Source organism: Geodermatophilus sp. SYSU D00965, assembly GCF_054050075.1.
Genome location: NZ_JBJGYQ010000008.1, coordinates 1 through 14,466, shown reverse-complemented (window position 1 = coordinate 14,466; position 14,466 = coordinate 1). Strand labels below are relative to the sequence as shown.

Here is a 14,466-nt window from a genome sequence, read left to right as displayed (position 1 = left end):
GACGACGTTGCCCGTGAAGACGACCGGCCGCGGCCGCGGTCCCCGGTCGTGCGCCGTCGGCGGCTGCGGCCCCCGGTCCCGCGCCGTCCGCGGCGCCGGCGCGGGGCGCGGGGACGGCGACCTCCCGGCCGGACCTCCTGCTGCTGTGCTCCGCGTCCCCCGGGACCCCGCCAGCTCCGTCACGTCTCCCCCTCCTGACGACCTGGGCGGAGCCTGTCATCGCCGACCGGCAGTGACCGTCCCCCTACGGCGTGCGGCGGGCGGTGTCGGCCGTGTCGACACCGTCAGTGACCGGTGAACCGCGGGGTGCGCTTCTCCAGGAACGCCTCGACGGCCTCCCGGTGGTCGGCGGTCTGCCCGAGCTCCTTCTGCAGCCGGGCCTCCAGGGCGAGGGTGTCCTCGAGGGAGTCGGTGGCCGCGGTGGCCAGCACGGTCTTGAGCGCCCGGTAGGCGGCCGTGGGCCCCGCGGCGAGCCGCGCGGCCAGCGCCTGGGCCTCGGGCAGCACCTGCTCGGGCTCGACCACCCGGTGCACCAGGCCCCACATCGCCGCGGTCTCGGCCGGGAAGGGGTCGGGCAGCAGGAGGATCTCGGCGGCCCGCGAGCCGCCGACGCAGTGCACCAGGCGGGAGGCCAGGCCCGAGTCGCTGGACAGCCCGATGCCGGCGAAGGCGGTGGTGAACTTCGCGCCGGCGGCGGCGATGCGCAGGTCGCCGGCGAGCGCGAGGCCGAGGCCCGCGCCGGCGCACGCGCCGTTGACGGCGACGACGACCGGCACGCGCAGCGCGGCCAGCGCCAGGACCAGCGGGTTGTACTCGTCCTCGACCACCGACAGCGAGCCCGCCGCGTCGTCCTTCAACGCCTCGACGTGCTGGGCGAGGTCCTGGCCCACGCAGAACGCCCGGCCGGTCCCGGTGAGGACGACCGCCCGCACCGACCCGTCGGCGCCGACCTCGCGGACGACGTCGAGCAGCTCGCGGCGCGACTGGTGGGTGAGCCCCGCCCGCAGCATGGTGATCGTGGCGACGCCGTCGGCGTCCTCGCGGGTCACGGTCTCGGGCATCGTCGCCCTCCCTCCCTGTCGGGGCGAGATCGCGCGCTCTCGCCGTCTCCCGGGGCGGGAGCGTACGAGATCGCGCGATCTCGACCCGGCGGGTCAGCCGGTCGGCGGCTTGTCCCGCAACTCGCGGCGGAGGATCTTCCCCGTCGTCGTCTTCGGCAGCTCGTCGACCAGCTCCACCGACCGCGGGTACTTGTAGGCGGCCATGCGCTCCTTGGCGAAGGCGATGACCTCCTCGGGGGTCGCGGTCATGCCCGGCTTGAGCGACACGAAGGCCTTCACCGACTCGCCGCGGTAGGCGTCCGGGACGCCGACCACCGCCGCCTCGCGCACCGCGGGGTGCCCGTACAGGACGTCCTCGACCTCGCGGGGCCACACCTTGTAGCCCGCCGCGTTGATCATGTCCTTCTTGCGGTCGACGATGTAGAACCAGCCCTGCTCGTCCATGAACCCCACGTCGCCGGTGCGCAGCTCGCCGCCGGGCAGGGACTCCGCCGTCGCCTCGGGCTTGTTCCAGTACCCCGGCACGACCTGCGGCCCCGCGGTGGCGATCTCCCCGATCTCGCCGGGCGGCAGCTCCTTGCCGTCCTCGTCGAGGATGCGGACGACCGTGTTGTAGACCGGCACCCCGACCGACAGCGCACCCGAGTCGGCGTCCACCGGCGCCCTGCGGCCCAGCGGGACCAGGTGCGACGGGGAGTTGGTCTCGGTGAGCCCGTAGGCGTTGTGGATGTAGTGCCCGGTCAGCGCCTCGAACTGGTCGGTCACCGCGGGGGCGATCGGGGCGCCGCCGGAGTAGATGGCGCGGAACGACGCGAAGTCGTCCCGGGACACCCCCGGCACCCCCATCAGGGAGATGAACACGGTGATCGACCCGATGGTGAACGTCGGTCGCTGCTCCCGGATGGTGTCGAGCACCGCCTCCGGGTGGAAGCGGTGCGCCAGCACCAGGGGGCAGCCGACCAGCAGCGCGACCGCGACGTGCGCGACGAGCCCCGTGATGTGGAACAGCGGCGCGATGCCCAGGACGCTGTCCTGCGGCGTCAGGCCGACCCAGTCCCGGTAGGTGTAGGCGTTGAACACCATCGTGCGGTGGGTGTTCATCGCGCCCTTGGGCACGCCCGTCGTCCCCGACGTGTAGGTCAGGATCGCCACGTCGTCCCCGGACGGCGCCGGGGCGCTCGGCTCCTTGCCGGCGTGCGTGGCGAGCAGCTCCTCGAGGTCGAGGGTGCCCTCCGGCCGGGACCGGACGACGTCGCCGAGCACGCGCGGGTCGTCGCGGCTCTGCCGGTCCAGCGCCGAGCAGGTGACCACCGTGCGCACCTGCGTCTCGGGCAGGACGTCGCGGGCCACCGACTCGTACAGGTCGTCCAGGCACAGCAGCGCCGTGGCACCGGAGTCGCCGAGCAGGTAGGTCAGCTCGCGGGCCTTGTTCATCGGGTTGATCGCCACCGCCGCGCCGCCGGCCTTCCACGCGCCGAGCAGCCCGATGACGAACGCCGGGTCGTTCTGCACGTAGACGCCCATCCGGTCGCCCGGGGCGAACCCGGCCTCGGCCAGCCCCACGGCCAGCGCGTCGGAGGCGGCGTCGAGGTCGGCGAAGGTGAGGACGCCGTCGAAGTAGCGGATCGCGACGGCGTCCGGCGCGGCCGCGAGGGCGGCCTCGAAGACCGCCAGCACCGAGTCGTGCTCGGGGGTGATGTCCGCGGGCTGGCCCTCCGCGTAGAGGGCCAGCCACGGACGCTGCTCGTAGACAGACATCGTGCCTACTTGACGGCGAGCGGGTTGACCGGCGAGCCGGTGGCCTGGTGCACCTTCAGCGGCGCGGCGGCGTACAGGAACGTGTACTGCTGGTCCTGCGCGCAGTCCTCGGCCAGCCGCTCCAGGTCGCAGATCTCGGTGAGGGTGACGCCGAGGTTGCGCATCAGCGCGCAGTGCAGCGGCAGGGCGGTGCCGTTGTTCGGGTCGTAGGTGACCTCGTTGGCGATGGTGTCGGTGACCAGGTTCGGGATCTCCATGTCCTGGAACCAGCGCACCAGCTCGGGGCTGTAGACCAGGCCGGGCTCGTTGAAGCCGTCGTAGAACTTCTCGCCCTGGTCGTAGAAGAGCTGGAGGAAGTTGGTCCGGATGACGAGGATGTCGTGCTTCTCGATCCGGGTGCCCTGGGCCTCCGCGCAGGCCACGAGGTCCTCGTGGGTGAACGTCTCGCCCTTGTCGAGGGTCTTCTTCCCGCGGAAGCGGGCCATGTCCAGCAGCACGCCGCGGCCCACGACCCCGCGCTGGGCGATCGGCTCGACGCTGGCCCGGTCCATCCCGCCGACCGTCGTCCGGGCGTCGTAGCCGTTCCAGATCTGCCCGCCGTACCAGACGTGCCCCAGGGCGTCGTACTGCGTGGAGCCCTGCAGGAAGGCGTTGATCTTGTCGTCGGCGTAGTGCAGGCCGCCGGGGAACTGCGGGGCGTCGGGGGAGTCCCAGCTGGACTCGTCGAGGATCATCGTCCGCTCCGCCGGTGAGCGCCCCGGCCAGACCGGGTCGCCCTTCGGGTCGCCGATCAGCCGCTGCAGCGTGAAGACCTTGCCCTGCTTCACGTGCTGGATGCCGCGCAGCACCTCCTCGGCGGTGAGGTAGTTGAGCGACCCGACCTCGTCGTCCGGCCCCCACTTGCCCCAGTTGGTGGGCGCGTCGGCCAGGACCTCGGTCATGTCCGGGACGGCACGGGGCGCAGTGGGAGCCTGCTCCTCGGCCTGCTCGGCAGGGTTGGTCATCGATGGACCGTCCTCTCGGCTCTGGGAGGTGACCGGCGACCCTGACCGGCCGCCGACGTGTCCACCGTCACAGTCGGCGGTTGCGCCTGGCAAGCGTTCGCCGCGTACCGGCCGGTACCGCTGCAACGTCGGCGCAACGCCGACCCGCCACACCCCCGGGCGCCGGCCCGCGACACCCACCGTCCCGGGACCTCCGGCGGCCGGAACCGGGACGGATGACCGAGGCAACGATCCCGGGCGGCGTGAGTAAGGTGAGCCTGCCCTACGACGCCGTCGCGGGGCTTCGTCGCGTCACGGATGGGGTCCCGCATGGACCAGGCGTTCCTCGCCAGCTACCTGATCGGTCTCCGCGAGGGGCTCGAGGCGACCCTGGTGGTCAGCATCCTGGTGGCGTACCTGGTGAAGTCCGGCCGCCGGCGGCAGCTGTGGCCGCTGTGGGCCGGCGTCGCCCTCGCCGTCGCGCTGTCGGTGCTGTTCGGCGCCCTGCTCACCTACACCGAGACGACGCTCCTGGCCGACTTCCGGTCCCAGGAGCTGTTCGAGGCGATCACCTCGGTGCTGGCCGTCGGCCTGGTGACCTGGATGGTCTTCTGGATGCGGCGGACCGCCCGCAGGCTGAAGGGCGAGCTGACCGGGCAGCTGGAGCACGCCCTGGGCCTGGGCGCGCTGGCCGTCGCCGGCGTCGCCTTCCTCTCCGTCGTCCGCGAGGGCCTGGAGACGACGCTGCTCTTCTACGCCGCCGCGCAGGGGGCCACGACCACCGCGACGCCGCTGGTCGCGATCACCGTCGGCGTGCTCAGCGCCGTCCTCATCGGCTTCGGGCTCTACGCCGGCGCGATCCGCGTCGACCTGTCGAGGTTCTTCACGGTCAGCGGCGTGCTGCTGGTCTTCGTCGCGGCCGGGATCCTCAAGTACGGCGTCCACGACTTCCAGGAGGCGGGCGTGCTGCCCGGCCTGGACACGCTGGCCTTCGACGTGTCCGGCGTCCTCGACCCGAACAGCTGGTACGGCGCGGCGCTGGCCGGGATGTTCAACATCACCCCGGCCCCGACCGTCCTCGAGTCGATCGCCTGGGTCGTCTACGTCGTCCCGGTGCTCGTCGCCTTCCTCTGGCCGGCCCGCCCACGGGTGGCCGCCACAACCTCGTCCCCCGGCGCCGTGCCGGGGAACCCGTCGAAGCCGGAGACCCACGAGAATGTCCGCGCATAGTCCCCGCCTCCGTGGCCGTCGCCTCCCCCTCCTCACCGCGGCCCTGCTCGCGGCCCTGACCACCGCGGCCTGCGGCAGCAGCGGGAGCGACGCCGGCGGTGAGGGCGCCTCCGGCTCCGCGGCGGCGGACACGATCACGGTGGCCTCCACCGACGACGCCTGCGACGTCGCGGAGTCCGAGCTGCCGGCCGGCACCCACTCGTTCGAGGTCACCAACCAGGGCAGCAGGGTCACCGAGTTCTACGTCTACGCCGAGGGCGACCGGGTCATGGGCGAGGTCGAGAACATCGCGCCCGGGCTCACCCGCGAGCTGCTGGTCGAGCTGCCGGCCGGGGACTACGAGACCGCCTGCAAGCCCGGCATGGTCGGCGACGGGATCCGCAACGCGCTCACCGTCACCGGTGACGCGCCGCAGCTGTCCGAGGACGAGACCCTCGCCCAGGCCTCGGCGGACTACCAGCGCTACGTGCAGAGCCAGACCGGCGCCCTGCTGGAGCAGACCAAGGCCTTCACCGACGCCGTCCGGGCCGGGGACGTCGAGGGCGCCAAGGCGCTGTTCCCGGTGGCGCGCACCTACTGGGAGCGGATCGAGCCGGTGGCCGAGAGCTTCGGCGACCTCGACCCGCTCATCGACGGCCGCGAGGGTGACCAGGCGCCGGGGGAGGACTTCACCGGCTACCACCGCATCGAGCAGGCGCTGTGGGAGACCGGCGACGTCTCGGCGATGGGCCCGTACGCCGACCAGCTCGACGCCGACGTGCAGGAGGTCGTCGACCTCGCCAACGACGTGGTCCTCGACCCGCTGCAGCTGGCCAACGGCGCCAAGGCGCTGCTCGACGAGATCGCGACCGGCAAGATCACCGGCGAGGAGGACCGCTACTCGCACACCGACCTGTGGGACTTCGCGGCCAACCTCGAGGGCTCCGAGGCCGCCGTCCAGGCGCTCCGGCCCTACCTCGAGGAGGCCGACCCCGACCTGGTGGCCCAGATCGACGAGCGGTTCGCGGCCACCGAGGCGGAGCTGGAACAGTACCGGGCCGGCGACGGTTGGGTCCTCTACGACCAGCTCACGCAGGAGCAGCTGCGCGGCCTGAGCGACAGCGTCACCGCGCTCAGCGAGTCCGTCAGCCAGGTCGCCGCGGTCGTCGCCGACCGCTGACCAGCAGCGCGGTCGTCCCCGGCCGCTGATCGTCGTCCGCGGCCGTGCCCGGCCGCGGACCAGTGCAGTGAGGCAGCCATGAGCCAACCGACCCCACCTGCCCGGGGCCTGTCCCGGCGACGCCTGTTCGGCCTCTTCGGGGCCGGCACGGCGGGGGTCCTCGCTGCCGGGGCCGCCGGCGGCGCGATCGGCCGGGCCACGGCGGGGTCCGCGCCCGGCACGGACGTCAGCGACGTCGTCGAGTTCTCCGGTGCCCACCAGGCCGGCATCGTCACGCCGGCGCAGGACCGGCTGCACTTCGTCGCGCTCGACGTCACCACCGACAGCCGCGAGGAGCTCGTCGCGCTGCTCCAGGCCTGGACGGCGGCCGCCCGCCGGATGACCGCCGGACAGGACGCCGGGCCCGAGGGCGCCCTGGGCGGTGGCCGGTACGCCGTGCCGGACGACACCGGCGAGGCGCTGGGCCTGCCCGCCTCGCGGCTCACGCTCACCATCGGCTTCGGCCCGACCCTGTTCACCACCGCCGACGGGCGCGACCGCTTCGGGCTGGCCGCCCGCCGTCCCGGGCCGCTCGCCGAGCTGCCCCCGTTCGCCAACGAGTCGATCGACCCGGCGATCAGTGGTGGGGACCTGTGCATCCAGGCCTGCGCCGACGACCCGCAGGTGGCGGTGCACGCCGTCCGCAACCTGGTCCGCATCGGCGCGGGGAAGGTCAGCGTCCGCTGGTCGCAGCTCGGCTTCGGCCGGACGTCGTCCACGACGACCGACCAGGCCACCCCGCGCAACCTGTTCGGGTTCAAGGACGGCACCGCGAACCTCAAGGCGGAGAACGCCACCGCGATCGACCGGTTCGTGTGGGTGGCCGACGGGGACAGCGGCTCGGACTGGCTGGCCGGCGGCAGCTACCTGGTCACCCGGCGGATCCGGATGCACATCGAGGTCTGGGACAGCTCGACGCTCGACGACCAGGAGAAGACCATCGGCCGGACCAAGGGCGAGGGGGCGCCGCTGGGGCAGCAGCGCGAGTTCGACCCGGTCGACTTCACCGCGCAGGTCGACGGCGAGTTCGCGATCCCCGAGACCAGCCACGTCTTCCTCGCCCACCCGACCAACGCGGGGACGGCGATCCTGCGGCGCGGCTACAGCTTCGTCGACGGCTCCGACCAGCTGGGTCGCCTCGACGCCGGGCTGTTCTTCATCGCCTTCCAGCGCAACCCCGAGACGGGGTTCGTCCAGGTGCAGCGCAACCTGCAGGACGACGAGCTCAACGAGTACGTCGTCCACACCTCCTCGGCCGTGTTCGCCTGCCCGCCCGGGGTCCGCGGGGACGACGACTGGTGGGGGCGCGCCCTCTTCGAGGGGTGACGAACGACCCCGTCCCACGCTGCCGCCGCCCTGGGATGATGGAGGCGGTTCCCGTCGGGGGAACCGGACGCGTTCTCCGGACTGCGACACGCCCGGGATGCGACCGGCGAGCCCGTGCATGTGTAGTCGCAGGCGAGGCGGGACATCTTCTGACCAGGGGCACCGGCAGTCCCTGGGGCTGAGACGGGGCGGCCGGTCGCAGGCGAGGGGTGAGCCACCGTGGTGGAGCCGGGACGGCGCAGCCTGGGTGACCGCTACGAGCTCGCCGCCCTGATCGCCGCCGGCGGCATGGGACAGGTGTGGCGCGGGGTCGACAACCTGCTGGGCCGGCCCGTCGCGGTCAAGGTGCTGCGCAGCGAGTACACCGCCGACCCCACGTTCCGGGCCCGCTTCCGCGCCGAGGCGCAGCACGCCGCCGCGCTCAGCCACCCGAACATCGCCGCCGTCTTCGACTACGGCGAGACCGAGACCCCCGACGGCGAGGCGCTGTCCTACCTGGTCATGGAGCTGGTCGAGGGCGAGCCGCTGTCGGCGGTGCTGCACCGGGAGGGCCGGCTCGACGCCGAGGCCACGCTCTGCCTGCTCGAGCAGACCGCCTCCGCGCTGGCCGAGGCGCACCGCGTCGGCCTGGTCCACCGGGACGTCAAGCCGGGCAACATCCTGATCCGCGTCGACGGCAGCGTGAAGATCACCGACTTCGGCATCGCCTGGTCGGCCGACAGCGTGCCGCTCACCCGCACCGGCCAGGTCATCGGCACCCCGCAGTACCTCGCGCCCGAGGTCGCCGAGGGCAAGCACGCCACCCCCGCCAGCGACGTCTACGCCCTCGGCCTGGTCGGCTACGAGTGCCTGTGCGGGCACCCGGCCTTCGAGGGCGACAACGCCGTCACGATCGCGCTCAAGCAGGTGCGGGAGGACCCCCGCCCGATGCCCGACGAGCTGCCGGGCGAGGTCCGCACGCTGATCCGCCGGGCGCTGAGCAAGGACCCCGCGGCGCGGATGCCCGACGGCGCGGCGTTCGTGGCGGCGATCGGCGACATCCGGGCCGGCCGCCCGCAGGTCGAGCCCCCGGCCACCCGCGCGGTCGCCGTCCCCCCGGCCCCGCCCGGCAGCGGGGAGCAGCCCGCCGTCGCGCCGTCGCTGCCGAGCCCGCGGACGGACAGCACGCCCGCGCCGCACACGATCAGCCCGCCGGTCCGTCGCCGGCACCGCGCGGCGGCGGTGCTCGTGCCGCTGCTGACGCTGCTGCTCGGGGCGGGGGTCGCCGCTGGCGTCTTCGTCGCCGTGAACAACGACCCGTCCCCGTCGCCGCGGCCGGCGGCGCAGACCGAGGACGCGACGATCGCGCTCGACTCGGCCGACTACGTGGGCCGCCCCGTCGACGAGGTGGCGCTCGCGCTGTCCGCGCTGGGGCTGCTGGTCTCCCGGCAGCAGCAGGTCAGCCCGGACTCGGTGCCCGGCCTGGTCACCGGGCTCGAGCCGCCCCGCGGGTCGCTGCGGCCCGGCGACGAGGTGGTCGTCCGCTACGCCGTCGCGCCGCCCAGCCCCGCGACGTCGCAGCGCACGTCCACGCCGCAGACCGGCCACGCCGGGGGCGAGACCACCGCCGCGGCCCCGGCTCCGCAGGAGGACGCCGCCCCGGCCGCGCCGCCGAGCTCCTCCGAGGCCCCGCAGACGACCCAGCTGCCCGGCAGCGCGGCGCCGACGTCCGCCCCGCCCACCACGTCGGCGCCCACCACGACGACCGCGCCGACGACCACGACGACCGCGCCGACGACCACCACGGCTCCGTCGTCGACCACGTCCTCCGACGAGGACTCCTGGTCGCCGGACGAGGACTCCTGGTCGCCCGACGAGGACGAGGACTGACCGCTCCGGGAGGCCGGCCACCGCGCGCGGTGGCACGCTGGCAGACCGCTGAGCACGGGCGAGGTCGGGGGGCAGGGTGACGGGACCGCAGGGACGCACGCTCGGCGACCGCTACGAGCTGCAGACCCTGCTCGCCACCGGCGGCATGGGACAGGTGTGGCGGGCCCGCGACCGGCTGCTCGACCGGGTCGTCGCGGTGAAGGTGCTGCGCAGCGAGTACACCGGCGACCCGACCTTCCTCGCCCGCTTCCGCGCCGAGGCCCACCACACCGCCCGGCTGCTGCACCCGGCCATCGCCGCGCTGCACGACTACGGCGAGGAGGTGTCGGCGGAGGGGGAGACGCTCGCCTACCTGGTCATGGAGCTGGTGGAGGGCGAGCCGCTCTCCGCCCTGCTCGCCCGGGAGGGCCGGCTCGACGCCGAGCGCACGCTGGACGTCGTCGGGCAGGCGGCGGCCGCGCTGGCGGTGGCGCACGCCGCGGGGGTGGTGCACCGCGACGTCAAGCCCGGCAACCTGCTGCTGGGAGTGGACGGCCGGGTCAAGGTCACCGACTTCGGCATCGCCTGGTCGGCGTCGAGCGTGCCGCTCACCCGCACCGGCCAGGTCGTCGGCACCGCCCACTACCTGTCCCCGGAGCAGGCCGCCGGCGGGCGGGCGGGCCCGGCCAGCGACGTCTACGCCCTCGGGGTGATCGCCTACGAGTGCCTCGCCGGGCGGCGTCCGTTCGACGGAGACAACGCGGTGCAGATCGCGCTCATGCAGATCCGCGAGGAGCCCGAGCCGCTGCCCGCCGACGTCCCCGGGCCGCTGCGCACCCTGGTCGCCACCGCGCTGGTCAAGGACCCGGCCGCCCGGTTCCCCGACGGTGCCGCCGTCGGGGACGCCGTCGCCGACGTCCGGGCCGGGCGGACCCTCCCGCCGCCCCCGACGGCGCCGCTGTCGCTGACCGGGCTCACGCCCGTGCCGCGCCGCCGTCGGCTGCTGGTGCCGGTCGCCGCGCTGCTGGCCGGTGTCGGCATCGGGATCGCCGCGTTCCAGGTCGCCGGCGACGAGCCAGTGGCGGGGACCGTGGCGCCGCCGGCCGCCCCGTCCGACCCGGCGTCCGCGGGGGTGCTGGTGGCCGCCGCCGACCACCTCGGCCGGCCCGTCGACGAGGTGGAGGCTGCGCTGGCTGCGCTCGGCCTGCGGGTGGAGCGGGTGACGCAGGAGCGCGGCGACGTCCCGGCCGGCCAGGTGGTCGGCCTCGGCCCGGTCGGCGCGCTCGCGCCGGGTGACCTCGTGACGCTCACCGTGGCCGTGGCGCCGCCGGAGCCGGTCGTGGTGGAGCGGGTGGTGGGGACGGTTGTCCCGCCGCCTGCGCCGGCTCCCGTCGTGGACGTCGTGGACGACCCGGCCGAGGGCGCGTCGGGGCCGGGCTCGGGCTCGGGCTCCGGTTCGGGGTCGGACTCGGCGTCGGGGTCGGACTCGGGGTCGGACTCGGCGCCGGACGACCTCGCGGGTGACGACGCCGACGGCTCCGAGGACTCCGGCGACTCCGGGGACTCGGACGACTCGGACGACTCAGGGGACGCCGACGACTCCGGGGACGCCGACGACTCCGGGGACGCCGACGACTCAGGGGGCTCCGACGACGGGGCGGACTCCGGCGGGAACCCGGGCAACGGCGGGAACCCGGGCAACGGGAACTCGGGCAACGGGAACGGCAACGGCCGGGGGAACGGCCGCGGCTGACCCGTGCCCGGGGGTCACCGCCGGCGGGCCGGGGCGATCCAGAGCGCCGCGCCCAGCGCGGCCAGCGCGACGGTGAGGACGAAGCCGCGGTTGCTGGCCACCTCCGGCAGCACCACGAGCACCCAGAAGACCGCCAGGCCGGTCAGGCCGGCCGCGGCCACCCGCCACGCGCCCTCGGGGCGCACCCGGACGCCGGGGACGACGCGGCCGGCGAAGGGCAGCAGGCCGAGCAGGGCGCCCAGCGTGGCGAACACCGACCACAGCGGGACCGTCGACCAGAGCGGGCTGTCCCCGAAGCCCAGCGTCAGCCCGACCTCGAGCAGGAGCAGGCAGAGGGCGGCCAGGCCGGCGCCGGCGAGCCCGGTCTGCTGGCGGGGCAGGCGGGGGGTGGTGCGGGCGGTGCGGTCCTCGCGGGGGGCGCGCCGCGTGCGCGTCCGTTCGCCCTGCCGCCCTCCCTTGCGGGGACGCGGCGCCGAGGCCCCGGGGGGCGACGCGAACCCGGGGGGCGGCGTGGCCCCGGGCGGCGGCGTGGCCCCGGGCGGCAGCGGGGCGCCGGGCGGCAGCGGGGCGCCGACGCCGGGCAGTCCGGGGACGAAGTCCACGGGGCCGGTGGGCTGGACCGGCGGTCCGGGAGGCACCGGTGCCTCGGCGACGCCGCGGACCGGTGTCTCCGGCAGGGTCGCGGGCTCGGGGCTGGTGGTCGGCTGGTGCACGGTTCCTCCTCGCTCACGCGCGGCGTCCGGAAGCGGACCGGTCCGTCCCCCGGCACGCTAGCGGGGTGAGCAGCGTGTTCCCCGCAAGCGACGCGGCGGGTCTCGGACCTCACTAGGGTCGGCCGGGTGGGCGTGCGCGCGGGGATCGTCGTCACCGGGACCGAGGTGCTCACCGGGCGGGTGACCGACCGGAACGGCCCGTGGCTGGCCGAGCAGTTGCGGCTCCTGGGTGTGGACGTCGGTGCCGTCCTCGTGGTGGGGGACCGGCCCGACGACCTGCGCGGGGCGCTGCGGTACCTCGCCGGCGAGGACCTCGTCATCACCACCGGGGGCCTCGGGCCGACGGCCGACGACCTGACCGCGCAACTCGTGGGCGAGGTGCAGGGCCGGCCGTCCGCGGTCGACCCGGAGCTGGAGCGGCGGATCGGCGCGATCGTCGAGGGGCTCATGGAGGGCCGCGGCTGGCGGGCCGACGCCGAGGCGACCGCGGCCGGCGTCCGGAAGCAGGCGCTGGTCCCCGCGGGCGCCACCGTGCTGCCGCCGGTCGGGACCGCACCCGGTCTCGTCGTCCCCCCGGCCGAGGGCCGCACCGGGCCGGTGGTCGTCGTGCTGCCCGGCCCGCCGTCGGAGCTGCAGGGCATGTGGCCCGCCGCGCTGGCCGACGCGCAGGTGCAGCGGGCGCTGGCCGACCGCGTCGAGCTGCGGCAGGAGACGGTCCGGCTGTGGGGGACGCTGGAGTCGCAGCTGGCGGCGACGCTGCGGCAGCACGAGTTCCCCGGCCTGGAGATCACCACCTGCCTCCGGGAGGGCGAGCTGGAGATCGTCAGCCGGTTCGGGCCCTCGGCGCAGCCCGAGTACGACCGGCTGGTCGACGTCCTGCGCGAGGCGCACGGCGGGCAGCTGTTCTCCACCGGCCCGACCGTCGACGACCTGGTCGCCGAGGCGCTCGGCTCGCGCGGGCTGACGGTGGCCACCGCGGAGTCCTGCACGAGCGGATTGCTCGTGGCGCGGCTGACCGAGCGGGCGGGGTCGTCGGCGTGGGTCCTCGGCGGGGTGGCCTCGTACGCGAACTCGGCCAAGGAGCAGCTGGTCGGCGTGCCGGCGGAGATGCTGGCCGAGCACGGCGCGGTGAGCACCCAGGTGGCGGCGGCGCTGGCGGAGGGGGCGCGGGCCCGCTTCGGTGCCGACGTCGGCGTCGGCATCACCGGGATCGCCGGCCCCGGCGGCGGGTCGCCGGAGAAGCCGGTCGGCACGGTGCACCTGTGCGCCGTCGGCCCGGACGGGCACCAGCCGCGGTCGGTGGTGCTGCCGGGGTCGCGGTCGGCGGTCCGGCAGCGGGCCGTGTCGCTGGCGATGCACATGCTGCGCCAGCTGCTCCTCGGCGGCCCGCCGGCGTGAGCGTCCTGACGCTGCACGCGACCGGTCCGGAGGCGCCGGCGGAGGTCTGGGAGCGCTACGCCGTGCCGGCGCGCTGGCCGGAGTGGGCGCCGCAGATCACCGGGGTGGAGCTGCCCGTTCCCCGGCTGGCCGCCGGCGTGCACGGCCGGGTGCGCGGCCCGCTGGGGGTGGCGCTGCCCTTCGTGGTGGACGCCGTGGACGAGCCGGCCCGCCGGTGGTCCTGGACCGTGGCGCTCGGGCCGGTGCGGCTGCACCTGCTGCACTGGGTGGCCGAGGGTCCGGACGGCGGCAGCACGACCGGGCTGCGGATGGCGGGCCCGGCGCCGCTGGTGCTCGGGTACGCCCCGCTGGCCCGGTGGGCGATCGGCCGCCTGGTCCGCTGAGGCACGGGTGGCCACCGGACTCCGCCGTCCGAGCCACGCGCGGATGCCGGCGGGCGGTCCGTGGCCGCGCTGTCCTCCGCGCCCACCCTGACGGCGACGAATCGCGCGCTGTCCTCTGCGCCGGCTCGGGCGGCGACGAACCGGCTCCGCGCCGGCTCGGGCGGGGACGAACCACGCGCTGTGGCCGCCGAACCCGCGGTGTGGCGCGTGTTCGGCGACCACACGGCGAGGACGGTGCCGAGGGCCACCGGACTCCGCCGCCAGGACTCCGCCAGAGCGTGGCCGTCAACCGCTCCCGTGGATCTGTGGACAGCGTCTTGACCTGGGGATTCACTCTGCGCCAGGCCCCTCGTAGCGGTAGGCTTCGAACGCCTGATCGAACCGCTGGGGAGGTGTCGTGGACGAGCTGCCGGAGGTGCTGCGGGCGCTGGCCGACGACCTCGACGCCCTGGGCGGGGAGGAGCTGGCGCCGTTGTTCGGGCCGGCGCTGCTGGTGCGGCTGCGCGGGCTGTTGTGCGCGCAGAACCGGCTGGCCGCCGAGGTGGCGCGCACGGTGGCCGCGTGCGAGGGCACCGGCGCGGCGGAGTTCGACGGGCTCAAGTCGATGGCGTCGTGGCTGCGCGGGCACGGGCACCTGTCGGTGGCCGAGGCCGGCCGGGTGGTCCGCGCCGGCCGGGCGTGCGCGCAGCTGCCGGCGGTGGCGGCGGCGTTCGCCGCCGGCGCGGTGACCGAGGGCCAGGTCGCGCTCATCGAGCCGGTCACCCGCCCGCAGCCGCAGGCCGCCGCGGCCGCCGCCGGCGTCGACCTCGGCGAGG

The 14,466-nt window shown here is 75.3% G+C and carries 12 protein-coding genes; 8 read left to right on the top strand and 4 right to left on the bottom strand.

From position 1 onward, the window contains the following. Window positions 1-284 precede the first annotated feature (284 nt). The 3 genes from ACI789_RS09180 to ACI789_RS09170 all read right to left on the bottom strand — a co-directional run bounded on the left by ACI789_RS09180 (window position 285) and on the right by ACI789_RS09170 (window position 3,823). Window positions 285-1,061 (bottom strand): enoyl-CoA hydratase-related protein, encoded by a 777-nt coding sequence (locus tag ACI789_RS09180; RefSeq protein ID WP_457008236.1) that lies wholly within the window; start codon window positions 1,059-1,061, stop codon window positions 285-287. A gap of 93 nt (window positions 1,062-1,154) precedes the next feature. Beyond that, window positions 1,155-2,819 (bottom strand): AMP-binding protein, encoded by a 1,665-nt coding sequence (locus ACI789_RS09175; protein ID WP_457008234.1) that lies wholly within the window; start codon window positions 2,817-2,819, stop codon window positions 1,155-1,157. A 5-nt stretch (window positions 2,820-2,824) separates the two neighbouring features. Then, window positions 2,825-3,823 (bottom strand): cyclase family protein, encoded by a 999-nt coding sequence (locus ACI789_RS09170; protein ID WP_457008232.1) that lies wholly within the window; start codon window positions 3,821-3,823, stop codon window positions 2,825-2,827. Window positions 3,824-4,132: 309 nt separating this feature from the next. Between ACI789_RS09170 and efeU the strand changes: the two genes are divergently transcribed. The 5 genes from efeU to ACI789_RS09145 all read left to right on the top strand — a co-directional run bounded on the left by efeU (window position 4,133) and on the right by ACI789_RS09145 (window position 11,157). Further along, window positions 4,133-5,032: an iron uptake transporter permease EfeU gene (gene efeU / locus ACI789_RS09165; protein WP_457008230.1), complete on the top strand. Its 900-nt coding sequence runs from the start codon at window positions 4,133-4,135 to the stop codon at window positions 5,030-5,032. Then, window positions 5,019-6,191: an iron uptake system protein EfeO gene (efeO, locus tag ACI789_RS09160; protein WP_457008228.1), complete on the top strand. Its 1,173-nt coding sequence runs from the start codon at window positions 5,019-5,021 to the stop codon at window positions 6,189-6,191. Before efeU ends, efeO begins: the two co-directional genes overlap by 14 nt. A gap of 78 nt (window positions 6,192-6,269) precedes the next feature. Beyond that, window positions 6,270-7,556, top strand: a complete 1,287-nt coding sequence (gene efeB / locus ACI789_RS09155) for an iron uptake transporter deferrochelatase/peroxidase subunit (RefSeq protein WP_457008226.1) — start codon at window positions 6,270-6,272, stop codon at window positions 7,554-7,556. Window positions 7,557-7,775: 219 nt separating this feature from the next. After that, window positions 7,776-9,425, top strand: a complete 1,650-nt coding sequence (locus ACI789_RS09150) for a protein kinase domain-containing protein (RefSeq protein WP_457008224.1) — start codon at window positions 7,776-7,778, stop codon at window positions 9,423-9,425. Window positions 9,426-9,501: 76 nt separating this feature from the next. Then, window positions 9,502-11,157 (top strand): protein kinase domain-containing protein, encoded by a 1,656-nt coding sequence (locus ACI789_RS09145; protein ID WP_457008222.1) that lies wholly within the window; start codon window positions 9,502-9,504, stop codon window positions 11,155-11,157. A gap of 14 nt (window positions 11,158-11,171) precedes the next feature. Here the strand turns inward: ACI789_RS09145 and ACI789_RS09140 are convergent, their stop codons facing one another. Then, entirely contained in the window at window positions 11,172-11,870 is a 699-nt protein-coding gene (locus ACI789_RS09140; protein WP_457008220.1) for a hypothetical protein, read from the bottom strand. Window positions 11,871-11,996: 126 nt separating this feature from the next. On the opposite strand from ACI789_RS09140, the gene ACI789_RS09135 reads away from it, so the two are divergent. From ACI789_RS09135 to ACI789_RS09125, 3 genes are all read left to right on the top strand, one after another. After that, window positions 11,997-13,268 carry a competence/damage-inducible protein A gene (locus tag ACI789_RS09135; protein ID WP_456917934.1) on the top strand — a complete coding sequence of 424 codons (1,272 nt, stop codon included), beginning with the start codon at window positions 11,997-11,999 and terminating at the stop codon, window positions 13,266-13,268. Then, the gene (locus ACI789_RS09130) at window positions 13,265-13,651 is read left to right on the top strand and encodes an SRPBCC family protein (protein WP_457008218.1); all 387 of its coding nucleotides are present in this window, start codon (window positions 13,265-13,267) and stop codon (window positions 13,649-13,651) included. Before ACI789_RS09135 ends, ACI789_RS09130 begins: the two co-directional genes overlap by 4 nt. A 397-nt stretch (window positions 13,652-14,048) precedes the next feature. Next, on the top strand, window positions 14,049-14,466 hold a 418-nt coding region (locus ACI789_RS09125; protein WP_457008216.1), incomplete at its 3' end, for a DUF222 domain-containing protein.